Here is a 16,440-nt window from a genome sequence, read left to right on the forward strand (position 1 = left end):
TACTGGCGTGTCGGGGTGGTTGTCCACAGGGTGGGGGCGGAGGTCGTCTTCTGTCCGGGGGATAGGGAAGGATGTGTGATGCGGCGAGCGGGGCAGAATGCTCGTCTGTCATCGGACGTAGAGGGGATGCGGGACGTGGTGTTGCAGTCGGTCGAGCAGAGGATCGCCGAGGAGCTGGCAGTCGGCGTGGGACAGGTCCGGGCCGCCGTGGGCCTGCTGGACGAGGGCTCGACGGTTCCGTTCATCGCGCGGTACCGCAAAGAGGTCACCGGGGAGCTCGACGACGCGCAACTGCGCACCCTCGAGGAACGCCTGCGGTATCTGCGGGAGCTGGAGGAACGCCGCCAGACCGTGCTCGAGTCGATCGAGAGCCAGGGCAAGCTGGACGACGCGCTGAAGGCCTCGATCCTCGCCGCGGAGACCAAGTCGCGGCTGGAGGACATCTACCTGCCGTTCAAGCCGAAGCGTCGGACCAAGGCGATGATCGCCCGCGAGGCCGGGCTGGAGCCGCTGGCGGACGGGCTGCTGTCCGACCCGTCGGTGCCACCGCTGGCCGCCGCGACGGTGTTCGTGAACGACGAGGTGACCGACCCGCAGGCCGCGCTGGACGGCGCCCGGTCGATCCTGGTCGAGCGGTTCGCCGAGGACGCCGACCTGATCGGCGAGCTGCGCGAGCGCCTGTGGACCCGCGGCCGGCTGGCCTCGAAGGTTCGCGACGGCAAGGAGACCGACGGCGCGAAGTTCTCGGACTACTTCGACTTCGACGAGCCGTTCACGAAGATGCCGTCGCACCGGATCCTGGCGATGTTCCGCGGCGAGAAGGAAGAGGTGCTCTCGCTGACCGTGGAGCCCGCTCCGGCCGGCGAGGAGCAGGTCGACGGACCGACGGAGTACGAGGCGACCATCGCGCGCCGGGTCGGCGTGGAGAACCGGGGCCGCCCGGCCGACCAGTGGCTGGTCGAGACGGTCCGCTGGGCCTGGCGGACGAAGATCCTCGTGCACCTCGGCGTCGACCTGCGGACCCGGCTGCGGCAGACCGCCGAGGACGAGGCCGTCCGGGTGTTCGCGGCCAACCTGCGCGATCTGCTGCTCGCCGCTCCGGCCGGGACGCGCGCCACGATGGGGCTCGACCCGGGCTTCCGCACCGGCGTCAAGGTGGCCGTCGTGGACGCCACCGGCAAGGTCACCGCGACCGGTGTGATCTACCCGCACGTCCCGCAGAACCAGTGGGACAAGTCGATCGCCCAGCTGGCCGCGCTGGCCGCCGCGCACAAGGTCGACTTGATTGCCATCGGCAACGGGACGGCGTCGCGCGAGACGGACAAGCTCGCCGCCGAGCTGATCGCGAAGCACCCGGAGCTGAAGCTGACGAAGGCGGTCGTGTCCGAGGCGGGCGCTTCGGTCTACTCGGCGTCGGCCTTCGCCTCGCAGGAGCTTCCCGGCATGGACGTGTCGCTGCGCGGCGCCGTGTCGATCGCGCGGCGGCTGCAGGATCCGCTGGCCGAGCTGGTGAAGATCGACCCGAAGTCGATCGGCGTCGGGCAGTACCAGCACGACCTCCCGGAGAACTCGCTGTCCCGGTCCCTCGACGCGGTGGTCGAGGACTGTGTGAACGCGGTCGGCGTCGATCTGAACACCGCGTCCGCGCCGCTGCTCACCCGGGTCTCCGGCATCACCCCGGGCCTGGCGGAGAACATCGTCGTCCACCGCGACCAGAACGGCCCGTTCAAGTCGCGGACCGCGCTGAAACAGGTGCCAAGGCTCGGCCCGAAGGCGTTCGAGCAGGCGGCTGGGTTCCTCCGGATCCCCGGCGGTGCCGACCCGCTGGACTCGTCCAGCGTGCACCCCGAGGCGTATCCGGTGGTCCGGCGCATCCTCGACTCCACCGGTCAGGAACTGAAGTCGCTGATCGGGTCGTCCGCGCTGAAGTCGTTGAAGGCGGCCGACTTCGTGGACGACATGTTCGGTCTGCCGACCGTCACGGACATCCTGGCCGAGCTGGAGAAGCCCGGACGTGACCCGCGACCCGCCTTCAAGACCGCGACGTTCGCCGAGGGCGTCGACAAGATCGCCGACCTGAAGCCGGGCATGCGGCTCGAGGGCCAGGTCACCAACGTGGCGGCCTTCGGCGCGTTCATCGACATCGGCGTCCACCAGGACGGCCTGGCGCACGTCTCCGCGCTGTCCAAGAACTACGTCAAGGACCCGCGCGAGGTGGTCAAGCCCGGCGACATCGTCAAGGTCAAGGTCCTCGAGGTCGACATCCCCCGCCAGCGCATCTCCCTCACCCTCCGCCTCGACGACGAGCCCGGCGCCCCCACCTCAGGCGGCCGAGGCGGCGAAGGCCGCTCCGCCCGCTCCGGCGGCGGCCGCGGCCCCGGCGGCGGCGGTCGTGGTCCCGGCGGTGGCGGTCGTGGTCCCGGCGGTGGCGGTGGTCGTGGTCCCGGCGGTGAGGGCGGAGGCCAGGGCCGTGGTCCCAGCGGCGGCCAGGGTCGCGGCCCCGGCGGTGGTGGCGGCGGGCGTGGTTCCGGCGGCAACCGCGGCGGCCAGAACACCGGCGGCCAAGGCGGCAAGCAGGCGGAAACCCCCATGGACGAAGGCTCCCTCGCCGACGCCTTCCGCAAAGCAGGCTTCACCGTCCGCTGACACCACGCCCCATTCAGGCCGGCAACCCCCAGGTTGCCGGCCTGCCTGCGTCTAGTCGGTTGGGGCGGGCAGGTCGTAGCCGGCTTCTTCGACTGCGCTGCGGATCTGGGTGGCGGTCAGGTGGTGGGTACTGGTCAGGGTCACCGAACCGGCAGGCAAGTCGACCTCGACCGAGGTGATTCCTGGGAGGCGTTCGAGCTCGGCGCTGACGAAGTCCACGCAATGTACGCACGTCATACCCAGCACGCGGAATGTCTGCGTGTTCATACGTGACCACCCGATGAGGGCGACGAGCTCGCGCGGGTCAGCTGGGTACTGCGACGCATGCGGCCGTCGGGATCCAGTTCACCGAAGAGATAGACGTCGGTGGTGATCGGATCTCCTTTGCGCAACTGGGCGTGGATGGTGAAGCGGGCAGCGAGATTGTCGCCGGTTCGGAGCGCCTCATGGACCTCGTAGCGCCACCGGACGAGGTTCTTGCGGATCGGGCGGAGATGAGCTATCAGCTGCTCTCGGTCGAGCTCGACGCCGTCTGCGATCTGCACGATGCCGGGTACGTAGTACTGGTCGATGACGGCGGCGGGGTCCTCCTCGCTCATCACGGCTTGGGTGAATGAATCGTAGAAGTTCTCCACGAAGGTCGCGGCCTCACTCATCTGCGTCTCCTTATCTCAGACATACTGTCAAAGGTAAGGAATGAAGCTATCCTTGACAAGGTGTCTGAGGTAGCGGCAGGACCAACGGGACCACGCAAGCGCGCGAGGCGATCAGATGCCGATCGGAGCCGGAGCGCGATCCTCGCGGCTGCGATCGCGCGGCTGGGTGAGGATCCCGACAGCACAATCGAGGTGATCGCTTCGACCGCCGGGGTCACCCGGCAGACGGTCTACGCGCACTTTCCGTCGCGCGACGCACTGTGGGGCGCGATCGCCGATCAACTGACGGCCGAGGCTGTGGCGGCGTTCTCGAAGCTCGACCTGGAGACGGGACCGGCGGTGGATGCGCTGTTCCGATTGATCGAGACGAGCAGCCAGGTCTTCGAACAGCACCCGATCCGGCTCTACCCGGCCGCGGGCGACCAGGAGCGCCACGAGCCCGTCGTCGACCTGCTGACCAAGATCATCCGCCGCGGCCAGACGGCCGGTGAATTCACCCGCGACTTCCCCGTCCCCTGGCTGGTGAAGTCGACCACCGCGCTCTGCCACGCCGCGGCCGAACTACCGCCCCGCAAGGCGAGCAACACCCTGCAGGCCACTCTCCGCCGACTACTCGCCGTGGGCTGACTCGAACACCTGACCCGGAGGCTGGGTAAATCAGGCGGATGGATGAGCGGCAGTGTTCCACGCGCCGCCCCAACAGGTAGTGAGTTCGTACGCTTAGCGGGCAGTGGGCCGTACTGGGCGGGATGACGCCGACGCGTTTCTTCGAGATCAGGTGGTAGTCGGTCTCACCGACAACGAGGCTCTAGCGCAGGTCTTCCAGGTGACCGCCGGGGTCGCCGAGGTGGATGGCTGTTGCCTTGGGCTTGTAGCCGATGCGGCGGTAGATGCGGTCTGCGCCGTCGTCGCCTGGAGTCAGCCAGGCCAAGGTTGCGCCGCCGACCTCGAACGCTTGCTGGGTGGCGTAGGCGGTTGCCAGTGCGCCGAAGCCTCGCCGCTGGTGCGAGTGGAGCGTGCCGACGCCGGCGATCTCCGTCACGCCATCCGCGACGGCCGTCCAGGACGCGGTTGCCACCGGTACGTCGTCCAGTCGGATGAGTACGGCGGCTCCGTTGGCGGGCTCGGGTTGGAACGGGGCAGCAGTGTCCGTGGTCTCGTAGGCGTCTGCGGCTACTGCGTTCGCGGCGTCCTGCTCCTCGGCCGTGGTCACCACCGAGGCGGTCGCGCCTTCGGGGTATTCGGGCAACTGCAGGTCGCCGGGCTCGACGACCAGCAGCGGTGGACGCGACACGATGGTCATGCCTTCAGCTGCCAGAGCCTCTGCCAGGCCCGGGCTGGCCTCGTCGACCAGCTCAGCGTGCAGCCAGCGTCCTTCCGCGGCGAAGGCCTTGCGGATCGTCTCCACCGCCCACGGCACCTCGGTCGGGTCGAAGGGCGTGCCGGGATCGGCAGCCACCGCGCCGGAGAGGAACCAGACATCCTCGTCGTGCAGCAACCCGACCAGCGGACCGGCCACGATCTGCCGCCGCGAAAGAGCCAACCCTTGCAATTGAGCGGACGCGATCCGCGCAGCAATCTCCACCCCAAGACACTAACCGTGCCCCCAACCAACCGCGCTCCCTTTCCGGCAGTGATCACTAGCCGGTGGCCGCTGGCGGTGAGTCGGCGGTGGCGGCTAGGCGGCGATGACCCAGCCGGGGGTGGCTGGGCCGTGGTCGGCTGACGGGTGGTTAGTCGGCGAGCAGGAGTAGGTCTAGGAGGCGGTTGAGGTCGGTTTCGGTGGGTGGGGTTGGGAGGAGTGGGGTGAGGGCTTCGAGGGCGGTTAGGAGTTGGCGCTCGACGGAGCGGCGGGTGCGACCCTGGGATGAGGCGAGGGTGGCGATCACCTTGGTCGCCCGAGGTGAGGTTGCAAGCAGCGCCGCTGAGGCCGCCCCGGAGGTCCCGCCCGGGGCCCGGCCGGAGGTCCCGTCCGATCCCCCGTCGACTGAGGTACCTGCGGTGGCGTCGGTCGAGAGTGGGGGGTCGTCTTCCAAAGTGACTTGGAGGTGGGCGCCTAGGGCTGTGGCTAGGCGGGACAGGGCGGAGAGGGTGGGGTTGCCTCGGCCGTTTTCCAGGTTGGCTATGTAGGGGACGGACAGGCCGGCGTCGACGGCGACGGAGGCGATCGTGCGGCCGGCGGCCTTGCGGCGGTCCCTCAGTTCGGCGCTCAGTTCCACGCCGTCAGACTATCCTGAGGAAATAGTCTTGCCAACAATTCTTCTGTGGGGATAGTTTCGCCGCGTGAGGATCCTGGCGCATCGCGACTTCCGGCGGCTCTGGATCAGCAACGGGGTGTCGGGAATCGGCTCCTGGTTGCTGGTCGTGGCGATCCCGTTCCACGTCTTCCAGCTGACCGGCTCCACCGTCGCGACCGGCCTCACGCTCGCATTGGAAGCACTCCCCGCGCTGATCGTCGGGCCGTGGGCCGGCGTCCTGCTGGATCGCTGGAACCTCTCCCGCGCGATGTGGCTCGCGGATCTCGCCAGCGCGGCGGCCGTCGCCTTGATCCTGTTCGCCGATTCCGCGGCACGCGTCTGGCTCGTCTACATCGCCGTCCTGGCAGAGAATCTGGCCACCACCGTCTTCCGCCCCGCCGCCCGCGCCCTCACTCCGGCAGTCGTCGGCACAGGTAAGGAACTCGCCGCCGCCAACGCCCTCACCGCCGTCTCCGGCAGCGTGATCCGCCTGACCGCACCACCCCTCGGCGCTCTCCTTCTCGCCGGTCCAGGCATCAAGTTCGTCCTAACAGTCGACATCGCCAGCTACTTGTTGTCCGCAGCAATCATCACCACGATCAGCCGGCGCGTCAGGCCAGAACCCCAACCAGGAAACGGATTCAGCCAACTCAAGCAAGGACTCCGGTACGTCGGACGCAGCAAGGTGCTCCGCGGAATCCTGCTGGCCAACGGCGTCTTCCTCACCGCCAACGCCGGGTTGACCGCTCTCCTGGTCCCGTTCACGGTGGACCGCCTCGACGCACCGGGCTACGCCGTCGGCTATCTCATCTCGGGACTAGGCGTGGGCTATCTCCTTGGCGCGGCGATCAGCTCGAGAACCCTTACCTGGCTGGGAGTCCGCGACCTACTGATCGCTACCCAGGTCGCCACCGGCTGCGCCTTCTTCGCCCTCGTGAACGCGCCCAGCCTGCCCTGGGCGATCGTGGCCACAGCCCTGATCGGACTCCCCGGCAGCGTGCTCTTGATCACCGCCGAGACCACCGTGCAGCGGATCTCCCCGACCGAGCTACTCGGACGGATCGGCGCACTATTCTTCGCCGTCGATTCCCTCACTGTCGTCATCGGCGCCCTGGCCGCCCCCGCTCTGACGACACTCGCCGGCCTACCGCTGACGCTCAACCTGCTGGCCGCGTTCGCAGTACTGGCCGCGGCGCCCGTGACGCTGTTCGCAGTACCGTCTCATCCGGCGCACCTGACCCGGATGAAGCTGACTAGTGCCGATCGGGAAGCGTCGGACCAGAGATAGTCAGTAGGTGCCCTTCGGCAAGGCGCAGACTGAACTCCCGCCGACGCCACGCCGTGTCGGCCCCACACTCATCGGACCACCGCGTCGCGGGAGTCGTACGTCGCGCGGGCGGTGGCGATCTCGTTCTGGTGCTTCTCGGTCCAGGTGACGAGCGCCTGGATCGTGTCGTGCAGCGTGACGCCGAGCGGGGTGAGCTCGTAGTCCACCCGTGGCGGCACCACCGGGTGGACCGTGCGCCGGACCAGGCCGTCGCGCTCCAACTGGCGCAGGGTGACCGTCAGCATTCGCTGGCTGATCCCGTCGATCGTCTTCTTCAGCTCGGTGAAGCGCAGCACGCGGTTGTCCAGCAGTGCGATCACCAGCAAGGACCACTTGTCGCCGATCCGATCCAGGATCTGCCGTACGTCACAGTCCTCGCGGGTGTCCCACTGGAACGCGTCCTCGGTGCACTCGGAGTGACTCGGTTCCTTTGAAGTGCCTTCTTCCACAATCCCTGATGGTTCCCCAAGATGAGATCAGTTACAAGAGGTAACCGACGACATCGGCGAGAACCGCCAGGAACCCGAGGAGAGCTCCCGTGCCAGCCACCACCGCCCAGGACCGCCTGACCGGACGGGCCTGGGCCGTCCTGTTCGTACTCTGCGGCGCGATCTTCCTGGAAGGCATCGACGTCTCGATGATGGGCGTCGCGCTGCCCTCAATCCGGGCCGAGCTCGGGCTGTCGACCAGCGAACTGCAGTGGATCGTCAGCGCCTACGTGCTCAGCTACGGCGGCTTCGTGCTGCTCGGCGGACGGGCGGCGGACCTGCTCGGCCGACGGCGGATGTTCATCGGCTGGCTGGTCGTGTTCCTGGCCTTCTCGGGGCTCGGCGGGTTCGCGAGCGAAGGCTGGGTGCTGATCGTGGCCCGCTTCGTCACCGGCATCGCCGCCGCCTTCATGACGCCCGCCGGCCTGTCCATCATCACCACGACCTACCCGGAGGGCCCGCATCGCAACAAAGCCCTGCTCGTGTACGCCGGTACCGCGGCCGGCGGGTTCTCCCTCGGCATGGTGGCGGGTGGACTCCTCACGGCGATCGACTGGCGCTGGGTCTTCTTCGCCCCGGTGGTCCTGGCGGCGGTGATTCTCGTCGCGGCGATCGCCCTCATCCCACGGGAGGCCGAGCCCCTCAAGACCGCCGGCGGGTTCGACCTGGGCGGAGCGCTCACGTTGACCGGGTCGATGCTGCTGCTGGTGTCGACCGTCGTACGGGCGCCTGATGTCGCCGCCGGCCAGACCGCCGTGACCCTCATGGCCGGGCTGGTGCTGCTCGGGCTGTTCGTGGTGATCGAGCAGCGGGTGGGGTCGCCGCTGATCCGGCTGGGCATCCTGCGCAGTGGTCCACTGGTGCGGGCGAACCTCGGCGCGGTCCTGCTCGTCGGCTCGTTCGTCGGGTTCCAGTTCATCGCCGTGCTCTACCTGCAGGAACTGCGGAACTGGTCCGGGCTCGAGACCGGTCTCGCGTTGATGGTGATCGGGATCGACTCGGTGCTGGCCCCGACGCTGACTCCTTGGCTGGTGAATCGGTTCGGGAACGGCCGAGTGGTGTTCGGCGGCTTCACCTTCGCCGCGGCGGCGTACGCGCTGTTCCTGCCGCTGGGTGCTGACTGGAGTTACGCAGCGATGCTGCCGACGCTGATTCTCCTCGGGTTGGCGTTCGCCCTGGCCTACGGGCCGCTGACGATCGCCGCAACAGACGGAGTAGCCGAGGAGGAACAGGGACTGGCCAGCGGAGTATTGACGACGTCCTTCCAGTTCGGGTCCGCTCTTGGGCTGGCTGTTGTGGCTGCAGTGCTCGCGGCGGCCGACGATCTGACAGTGGAGGGCTTCCGCTCGGCCCTGCTGGTGCCGCTGGTAGCCGCCGCTCTCGGCCTGCTCGCAGCACTGCCGGGGCTGACCCGACGGCCCGCTCCACAGCCGGCAGCCTGAGCAATCGGCGTCCCACCGAAGCCGGTGGGGCGCCGATTTGTCTTTGCGTGGCCGGTCGGCTGCCGAGCGTTAGCAGGAAGCCCTACATTTCGCCTTCGAACCGAATGTTTGCACTAATTTGCCCATAACGATTCAGCCAACGCCTTGCCATATCTTGACACCGCGAAACGGACTGGTCCGAAACCGCTCCCGGCTGCTCTGACCAGCGGTTTCACCGCTCCGGCCGGACCGCGTAAGGCCTCTGTAAAGGTCCCTGCCAGTCTATTCCGGGAGAAGACTTTTTAAGGTGTTCTTTCCTTAACCAACGCGGACCCGTGAGTATCGATCACCGGCTACCTCACCGCCGGAATCGTGCACCTGTGGCCCGTCCGGACATTACTTGAGAGCTGAAGGACCGCTGATGACCGAGTCGTTCGAGACCACCGCCTCGCACCGCCGCGTGCGAGTCTGGTTCGGCGCTCACCCGATCGCGGATCACACCGCCGACGCGGACCAGGCCGCGCAGTACGAAGAGGCCATGCGCCGCCGGTTCGCCTCCCTCCGGGTGACCAGCGAGCCCGTTCTCGTCGGCAGCACGACCGCCCCGAAGCGGACACTGTGACCACCCGCCCGACGCTGCTCGGCTACGTCCGGGCCGACGCGCTCAGCTGCGCCGAGGAGCTCGCCGCAGCGACCGACTCGCTCGTCGAGTTCGCGTACGCCGAGGGCTACACCCTCGGCACGGTGTACACGGAGCGTGACGCCGCCCAGTCCGCCGCGTTCAACGCGCTGCTGGAAGAGGTGAAGCGGACGGATGTGCGCGCGGTCGTCGTACCGACGCTGCAGCACCTCGGATCGGTCGGCACACCGGCCGCGATGCAGCAGCACCTCGAGTTCCACCAGGCCCAGGCATGGGCGGTCGACACGAGATAACCCCTCAGCAAGCGGAGCTGACGTCTTGACCCCTGCATCGGCGTCGGTTCCGCTCTCCACCTCCACAGCTGCACCGGGAACCCGGGCGGTAGTGGACCAATCAAGGCCCCACCGGCTGCTACCGGTGGGGCCTTGTCGTTGTGTCTGCTCGCGGTACTGCGGCCGGCCGGGTCAGGCAATGATCTTGTAGCCGTAGCGCTTCATCACCGCGGCGACGCCCTCGGTGAAGCTCCCGGTCTCCGGCAGCTTGAACTTTCGCCAGACGATCCTTGCCTCAGGCATCTGAATTCCGAGCAGGAAGTCCGCGTCCTCCGCGGCGCCGAGAGCCTCCAGCTCGTCCAGGTCGTCCTCGGTCAGTTCATCGTCGAGGATCTCGTCGAAGACGTCCGACATCGCCCGTTCCCCTCCCCCTTGACGTCCGGCCGCCTCCCCCGGCCACCGGAATCGCCTTTCAGGCGTAGGGTTCTGCGGGTTCATCCGTCCACGCAGAGTCGGCGCTTGTACGAGGAACGTCAAGTTTTCTCACCAGGCCGGGTGTGAGGTCACGATGGTGGGGTACCAAGTAAGAGTCCCGCGGTTCAGTCGGCCCCATTCGGGCATGGGTGGCGCTCACCGAGCCGCGAGTTCTCCCACTGAGGGGCGGGAGAACGACCGACGGCGGCGGGCGTATCCCACGGTACGCCCGCCCCCTGGCCGCCCTCCGTGACCACTCGACCGCAGGCCTGTGGGACAGAAGTGTCAGGCGGCTAGGCCTACTGAGGCGCCGCCGTCGACGAGGAGTTGGGTGCCGGTGATCCACTGCGCCTGGTCGGAGACGAGGAAGCCGACTGCTTCTGCGATGTCGGTGGGGATGCCGCCGCGACCCAGCGGCGTACCGGCTGTGATCGCCTCGACCGGGATGCCGGCCGCGTCGGCGAGGTCTTGGCGGATCTTGTCGGCCCCTGGGGTCGCCACGTTGCCGGGGATGACGACGTTGAGGCGGACGCCCTGCGGCGCGAGTTCGGCCGCGAGCGTCTGGCTGTACTTCTCCAGCGCCGCCTTCGCGCCCGCGTAGTGCGCCAGCGCGGGAACCACGTCGAGCGTGACCGCGGACGAGATGTTCACGATCGCACCCTTGCCGTCGAGTAGCGCCGGCAGCAGCCGTGAGGTGACCCAGACCGCGCTCAGGTACGACGTGTTCAGCGCCGACTGCCACTCCTCGTCGGGGATCGAGGCGGCTCCCTTCGGGTGAGCCTGACCGGAGGCGGCGTTGTTGACGAGGATGTCGAGCCCGCCGCCGAAGTACTGGAGCGTCTCCGCGGCGAGACTGGTCGCACCGTCCGCAGTACCGAGATCGGCCTGGATGTAGTGCACGCCCTCGGGGAGGTTGTCGACGGGCGTGCGGGAGGTGGTGACGACGGAGGCACCGCCCGCCAGGAGCTTCGCGACGATCGCCGCGCCGATCCCGCGGGTGCCGCCGGTGACGAGTGCGCGCTTGCCTTGCAGCGAATTATTGACCATATGGTCCAGTAAAACCTTTCAGGACCGATCGGTCAAATAACCCGATATGCTGGCTGTCATGGGCAGGCCGAGGAAGTTCGAAGAGGAGCAGGTACTGCGAGCGGCGCGCGACGAGTTCTGGCGGAACGGGTATGCGGCGACCTCGCTGGACGACCTGATGAAGGCGACCGGGCTCGGCAAGGGCAGCCTGTACGGCGCGTTCGGCGACAAGCGCCAGTTGTTCCTCAAGGTGCTGAGCGCCTACGCCCACGAGACGGCGGAGGGGGTCTGCGGAGCGGTCGCCCGCGGTGATCGCGCAATCGAGGTGCTGCGCGGCTTCTTCGTCCCGGGTCCACAGGACGCGGTCGCCGAGCACCATGGACCGGTGGCGCCCAGCCGCGGATGCTTCCTCGCGAACAGTTCAACCGAGCTGGCCGCGCGGGACCCCGAAGTGACGGGACGCGCGCGGGCGACGTACCAGGCGGTGGAGGACTGCTTCACCCACGCGGTGGCGCAGGCGGTCGCCGACGGGGATCTGCCCGAGGACACGAATCCGCGCGAGCTCGGCCGGCTGCTGCTCACGATCCAGCAGGGGTTGCAGTTCCTGACCAAGACCGAGATGACGCCCGAGGCGATGCGGGAGATCGGCCGCGCGACCGTCGACCGGTTGTTGCAGCTGCCTGCTCCGGTGGGCTAGAGGGCCGATGCGACGAAGAGGTAGCGGTTGAGGCTGAAGAAATAGCCCGCGCCGAGACCGCGGAGGTCGTTCGCCCAGGCCTGGGCCTGCTGCTCGGTCACCTCTGCCCGGCCGGGGACGAAGCCCGCGACGATGTCGATCAGGCCCGCGCTGTACGTCCGGGGGTCGAACCGCACGTTCAGCATCGGGACCACCTGCAGATGGGTGAGGGCGAAGCCGGCCTTCTCCAGCGAGTCGCCGAGCGAGCGCGGCAGGTGCGGGTCTTCGAGGTGCTCCTCGAACGCGGTCAGCACCCGGCCCATCCGGACGTCGTCGTTCGACCGCCAGACGATCGACCCCCAGTCGGTGTCCAGCAGGACCACCCGGCCGGCGGGCCGCAGTACGCGGCGGATCTCGTCGAGCGCGCCCGCCACGTCCTCGACGTACTCGAAGACCTGGGTGGCGACGACCACGTCGAAGCTCTCGGCGCCGTGCGGGATGTGACCGGCGTCGGCCAGTTCCAGCTCGACCGCCGGTCCGCCGGGCACCTGGGCGCGGTTGCCGGCGATCGAGAGCATGCTGTCGCTGATATCGATCCCACAAACCCGGCCCTGAGGCCCGACCTCGGCCGCCATCTCGGCCGCGAGCAACCCAGGTCCGACTCCCACATCGAGGACGCGGTCACCGGGCCGGAGTGCCAGCGCGGTGCGCACCACCCGGCGCTGTTCGATCACGTCGGGGGTCGTGTAGACCGACTCGATCTGTCGCGACACCTCGGGATCGAACTGCAAGTTACTCATTCCCCATCCTCCGCGTTCCGCCCATGCACCACATCATCGTCCGCGCCGCGCCGAACGGGGAGCCCCGGCACTCCGGTTCGTAAAATCCTCCGAACCGGGCATCACCTGGCGTCGCAGATCGGTTACGATCACGACTGCCGCGCTGACCCGTTTTCCCTTCGGACGGAGCCATCGATGACCGACGACGCCGCCACGCGTCAACGCCTCCAACAGGATCGGCCGCACGGTGCCCGGGTGTACGACTACTTCCTTGGCGGCAAGGACAACCTCGCGATCGACCGGCAGGCGGCCGAGCATCTGCTCGAGGCCTTCCCGGGGTTCCGGACGGCGGCGCTGTCCAACCGGATGTGGATGCACCGCGCCGCGCGGTACGCGGCCGAGCAGGGCATCACCCAGTTCCTCGACATCGGCACCGGTATCCCCACCAGCCCGAACCTGCACGAGGTCGTGCAGGAGGTGGCGCCGCAGGCACGCATCGTCTACGCGGACAACGACCCGATCGTGCTGGGCCACTCGCGGGCACTGCTGACCAGCGGCCCGGAGGGCAAGACCGCCTACCTCGAGGCCGACGTCACCGACCCTCGCTCGATCATCGAGTCGGACGAGGTCCAGGAGACTCTCGACCTCAGCAAGCCGGTCGCGCTGAGCCTGGTCGGCGTGTTCCACTACCTGCCCGACGCGCTGAAGCCGTACCACCTGGTCAAGCAGCTCGTCGAGCCGCTGGCGCCGGGTTCGTTGCTGATCTTCTCGCACTGCACGCCGGACTTCGCTCCCGACCTGTGGGAGCGGGCGATCCAGGTCTACAAGGCCGACGGTGGCGACGCCCAGGTCCGGAGCAAGGAAGAGGTCACCAGGTTCTTCGACGGTCTCGAGCTGGTGGAGCCGGGAGTGTCCGTGCCGTTCCAGTGGCACCCGGACCAGCAGACCGAGGACCTGGTGGCGAAGGGCGAGTTCACCGACGTGATGTGCAGCCTGTGGGTGGGCGTCGCCAAGAAGCCGTGATCCTCGACCTTGAGTCTGCGGCATGATCGTGCTGCCGCAGACGTTTCTCGACATGCCTCGCTGGTGGGCCGATGGCAAGGCGTGGCTCGAGGGACTGCCCGCCGCCGTACAGGCTCAGTGTGAGGCGTGGAACCTGCGGGTCGACGGCGAGCTCGCACACGGTTCCAACGCGATCGCGGTACCGGTCGAGCGGGACGGCGAATCGCTGATCCTGCGAATGTCGCCGCCGGGCGCCGAGGTGGTCGATCAGGTCCGTGCGTTGCGGTGGTGGGACGGGCGCGCGATGGTCCGCCTGTACGACGCCGACGCCGGCCGCGGGGCGATGCTCCTGGAGCGACTGGGCGAACCGCTGAGCACACGTCCCGTCGGGGAAGCAGTCGCGGTGATGGGGCGGCTGATGCGCCGGCTCGCCGTACCGGCTCCGGCGGACGCGCACTCCACGGCCGAGATCGCCGCTAATCGGAGCGCCCAACTCGAGGACCAGTGGAATGCTCTCGGGCGCCCGTTCGACCGACGCTTCCCGGCTGCCGCGCTCGAGGTGGCACCCGCCCTCGCCCGCAGTACTGCGGAGTCGGCGGTGAACGGAGACCTGCACGCGGACCAGGTACTCCGGGGCACGCGCGAGGCGTGGCTCGCGGTCGACCCGGTGCTCTATCGAGGCGACATCGAGCTCGACCTGGCCCGGATCCTGTGGACCCGGGTCGACGAGATGGCGGACGCGGCCGAGATCGTCGGGCACTTCGACACTGTCTTGACCGAGGCCGTGCTTGACCCGGAGTACGCCCGCGACTGGGTCGTCTTCCGCACGGTGGACTACTGGCTGTGGGGGCTGAACGTCGGCCTGACGGAGGATCCGGTCCGCTGTCACCGCGTGCTGACCGCCTTCCTGGACTGACTCGGTGATGCATCAATCGGTGATCCGTTGCGGTGGTAGAACGGAAGACGATTGATGGGGTGGTGGTGTCCGTGCGTGGTCTGGTCGTAGTCCTTGCCCTGGCGCTTGTCCTCGGTGGATGTTCTCCAGGCTCTAGCGATCACGCAACGATCGAGGTGGATCATCCGGTCTCACTGGCGGACCAGGCCGTACACCTGAAGGTCAGTGGGCTGAAGACCGGCGAGAGCGTCGAGGTCGGGACGCAGGCGATCGATGTCGACGGCAAGCAGTGGCACGGAGAGGCGACCTTCAAGGCGCGTGGTCGACCTCGACGACGCGAGCCCGTCGAACGGCACCTACCGGACCCTCGACGGGATGGGCCTCTTCTGGTCGATGAACCCGGCGGACGGCGATCCGGACCAGCAGGCCTTCATCCCACCGACCAAGGCGGGGAAGCCGGTCGAGGACGTGAAGGTCTCGGTCCGGAAGGACGGCAAGACCTTGGCCGACACCGCCCTGACCAGGCAATGGATGGCCGACGGGGTGACCATCGAGCCACTGACCATGGCCAAGGACAAACTGACGGGATCCTTGGTCCTCCCACCACCCGGTCAGCCGAAGCTTCGCGCGGTCCTGTACTTCGGTGGCTCGGAAGGCGGCGTGGGTGCGTTGTCCGCACCGGGCCTGCTGGCGTCACACGGTTACCCCGTGCTGGACCTCGCGTACTTCCACGCGCCCGGCGTCCCGGACAACCTGCGCAACATCCCGTTGGAGTACTTCGCCTCGGCGGCCCGGCTGCTCGCGCGACAGCCTGGCGTCAACCCGGCGCGTGTGATCGTGATGAGCGCCTCCCGTGGCACCGAGGCCGCACTGTTGCTGGCCCAGAACTTCCCGGACCTGGTGCACGGCGCGATCCTCTACGCGCCGACTGCTGTCACCAACGCATCCTTCCCGTTGCCCGACACCAGCGCGTGGACACTGCACGGCAGGCCGATCGCGGCTGGTGACCTGATGCCGGTCGACCGCGTCAACGGTCCGGTGCTGACGGTCGCCGGCACGGACGACCAACTCTGGCAGTCGTGGACAGCGGCGCCGCTGATCGTGCAGGAGCTCGACAAGGCGAACAACCGCTATCCGCATGAGGCCGTCGTGATCCCGCAGGCCGGGCACACGATCGGCGGTCCGCCCTACCTGCCCAGAGGGACCAGCGGGATCCATCCGGTGGTCAGCCGGCTCCTGCAGTACGGCGGCACCAGGCCGATCAACGAGTCCGCCCTGCTGCTGGGCTGGACGAAGGTCCTCGAGCTCCTGAAGTCACTAGGTTGAGCAGTGGAGCTCCGGTTCCAAGGATGCCGGCAGCAACGATCAACCGCGCCGACGGCGCACCCTCGCCGGGCCCTCGTTTCTCCCTTCCGCCCTGCGCGTCCCCGATGCTGGCGGCGTGCCGCCGTGCCGTCTGAGGGGTTGACTCCTCAGGGTGTGGGTTGTCCCCTCGGATTCTGGGTGGGCATCCCTGCGTTTGAGGGATTGTCCCCTCAGACGCGGGCGATCCGCTGCTAGCCGGCGCGGGTGGCGGTTCACCGCGGATGGGTACCTGCTCATGTTGTGGGTTGTGCTCGCGTGCGTTCGAGAGGGACCTAACCCCCCTCGAAATGCGCGCGATCGTCCCGCTGGGTGGGTCGAGCGCGATGCGGCGGGCGGCGCTGGCGGGCTGTTCGCCGGCTGGCGGTTTGTAAGGCGCCAGCGGTCGAACAACCCGTCATCGGACGCCCCCGCCGGGCGCCATGGGGCCGGTGGCGGTGGGGTTGAACCGTCCTGGGTTTGATGCACCCCTCGGTTATGTGTGAGCGACCGGTTGGTCGTCACGGGTTCGTGCATAGTAGTCAGCTTCGGCTTCGGCG

General features: G+C 68.2%; 18 protein-coding genes. 10 read left to right on the top strand and 8 right to left on the bottom strand.

Annotation, left to right across the window (positions count from 1 at the left end; translation table 11 throughout):
- Positions 1-126: 126 nt before the first annotated feature.
- Positions 127-2,646, top strand: a complete 2,520-nt coding sequence (locus EV644_RS21835) for a Tex family protein (RefSeq protein ID WP_241998605.1) — start codon at positions 127-129, stop codon at positions 2,644-2,646.
- 51 nt (positions 2,647-2,697) lie between these two features.
- Here EV644_RS21835 and EV644_RS21840 read toward each other — a convergent pair whose 3' ends face one another.
- Both EV644_RS21840 and EV644_RS21845 read right to left on the bottom strand, forming a co-directional pair.
- Positions 2,698-2,913 carry a heavy-metal-associated domain-containing protein gene (locus EV644_RS21840; protein ID WP_132190522.1) on the bottom strand — a complete coding sequence of 72 codons (216 nt, stop codon included), beginning with the start codon at positions 2,911-2,913 and terminating at the stop codon, positions 2,698-2,700.
- A complete protein-coding gene (locus tag EV644_RS21845; protein WP_132190523.1) occupies positions 2,910-3,302 on the bottom strand; it encodes a nuclear transport factor 2 family protein in 393 nt (130 codons plus the stop codon). Before EV644_RS21845 ends, EV644_RS21840 begins: the two co-directional genes overlap by 4 nt.
- Before the next feature lie 60 nt (positions 3,303-3,362).
- On the opposite strand from EV644_RS21845, the gene EV644_RS21850 reads away from it, so the two are divergent.
- Entirely contained in the window at positions 3,363-3,929 is a 567-nt protein-coding gene (locus EV644_RS21850; protein WP_132190524.1) for a TetR/AcrR family transcriptional regulator, read from the top strand.
- Between the two features lie 181 nt (positions 3,930-4,110).
- On the opposite strand, the gene EV644_RS21855 is transcribed toward EV644_RS21850, so the two are convergent.
- Positions 4,111-4,887: a GNAT family N-acetyltransferase gene (locus EV644_RS21855; RefSeq protein ID WP_132190525.1), complete on the bottom strand. Its 777-nt coding sequence runs from the start codon at positions 4,885-4,887 to the stop codon at positions 4,111-4,113.
- A gap of 148 nt (positions 4,888-5,035) precedes the next feature.
- Complete coding sequence (locus tag EV644_RS21860; RefSeq protein WP_132190526.1) at positions 5,036-5,521, bottom strand: helix-turn-helix domain-containing protein; 486 nt, start codon at positions 5,519-5,521, stop codon at positions 5,036-5,038.
- 64 nt (positions 5,522-5,585) lie between these two features.
- Between EV644_RS21860 and EV644_RS21865 the strand changes: the two genes are divergently transcribed.
- Positions 5,586-6,827, top strand: coding sequence for an MFS transporter (locus EV644_RS21865; protein WP_132190527.1), 1,242 nt, complete (start codon positions 5,586-5,588; stop codon positions 6,825-6,827).
- 68 nt (positions 6,828-6,895) lie between these two features.
- Here the strand turns inward: EV644_RS21865 and EV644_RS21870 are convergent, their stop codons facing one another.
- Positions 6,896-7,315, bottom strand: coding sequence for a winged helix-turn-helix transcriptional regulator (locus tag EV644_RS21870; RefSeq protein WP_132190528.1), 420 nt, complete (start codon positions 7,313-7,315; stop codon positions 6,896-6,898).
- An 89-nt stretch (positions 7,316-7,404) separates the two neighbouring features.
- Between EV644_RS21870 and EV644_RS21875 the strand changes: the two genes are divergently transcribed.
- From EV644_RS21875 to EV644_RS21885, 3 genes are all read left to right on the top strand, one after another.
- The gene (locus tag EV644_RS21875; protein ID WP_132190529.1) at positions 7,405-8,796 is read left to right on the top strand and encodes an MFS transporter; all 1,392 of its coding nucleotides are present in this window, start codon (positions 7,405-7,407) and stop codon (positions 8,794-8,796) included.
- A gap of 400 nt (positions 8,797-9,196) precedes the next feature.
- A complete protein-coding gene (locus tag EV644_RS21880) occupies positions 9,197-9,397 on the top strand; it encodes a hypothetical protein (RefSeq protein ID WP_132190530.1) in 201 nt (66 codons plus the stop codon).
- On the top strand, positions 9,394-9,708 hold the full coding sequence (locus EV644_RS21885; protein ID WP_132190531.1) for a hypothetical protein: 315 nt from the start codon (positions 9,394-9,396) through the stop codon (positions 9,706-9,708). The genes EV644_RS21880 and EV644_RS21885 overlap by 4 nt, the downstream gene beginning before the upstream one ends.
- 171 nt (positions 9,709-9,879) lie before the next feature.
- On the opposite strand, the gene EV644_RS21890 is transcribed toward EV644_RS21885, so the two are convergent.
- Positions 9,880-10,101, bottom strand: coding sequence for a hypothetical protein (locus EV644_RS21890; RefSeq protein ID WP_132190532.1), 222 nt, complete (start codon positions 10,099-10,101; stop codon positions 9,880-9,882).
- Between the two features lie 345 nt (positions 10,102-10,446).
- Positions 10,447-11,208, bottom strand: coding sequence for an oxidoreductase (locus tag EV644_RS21895; RefSeq protein WP_132190533.1), 762 nt, complete (start codon positions 11,206-11,208; stop codon positions 10,447-10,449).
- 58 nt (positions 11,209-11,266) lie between these two features.
- Between EV644_RS21895 and EV644_RS21900 the strand changes: the two genes are divergently transcribed.
- Entirely contained in the window at positions 11,267-11,884 is a 618-nt protein-coding gene (locus tag EV644_RS21900; RefSeq protein ID WP_158292900.1) for a TetR/AcrR family transcriptional regulator, read from the top strand.
- On the opposite strand, the gene EV644_RS21905 is transcribed toward EV644_RS21900, so the two are convergent.
- Entirely contained in the window at positions 11,881-12,663 is a 783-nt protein-coding gene (locus tag EV644_RS21905) for a methyltransferase domain-containing protein (RefSeq protein ID WP_132190535.1), read from the bottom strand. The genes EV644_RS21900 and EV644_RS21905 overlap by 4 nt on opposite strands.
- Before the next feature lie 174 nt (positions 12,664-12,837).
- Here EV644_RS21905 and EV644_RS21910 point away from each other — a divergent pair, with 174 nt between their 5' ends.
- The 3 genes from EV644_RS21910 (at position 12,838) to EV644_RS21920 (ending at position 15,865) form a co-directional block, all read left to right on the top strand.
- A complete protein-coding gene (locus EV644_RS21910) occupies positions 12,838-13,665 on the top strand; it encodes an SAM-dependent methyltransferase (RefSeq protein WP_132190536.1) in 828 nt (275 codons plus the stop codon).
- A gap of 22 nt (positions 13,666-13,687) precedes the next feature.
- Positions 13,688-14,560, top strand: a complete 873-nt coding sequence (locus tag EV644_RS21915; protein WP_132190537.1) for an aminoglycoside phosphotransferase family protein — start codon at positions 13,688-13,690, stop codon at positions 14,558-14,560.
- Positions 14,561-14,857: 297 nt separating this feature from the next.
- Positions 14,858-15,865, top strand: a complete 1,008-nt coding sequence (locus tag EV644_RS21920) for an acyl-CoA thioesterase/bile acid-CoA:amino acid N-acyltransferase family protein (RefSeq protein WP_158292901.1) — start codon at positions 14,858-14,860, stop codon at positions 15,863-15,865.
- Positions 15,866-16,440: the final 575 nt, after the last annotated feature.

The sequence above is a fragment of the Kribbella orskensis genome, assembly GCF_004342085.1.
Classification (GTDB): domain Bacteria; phylum Actinomycetota; class Actinomycetes; order Propionibacteriales; family Kribbellaceae; genus Kribbella; species Kribbella orskensis.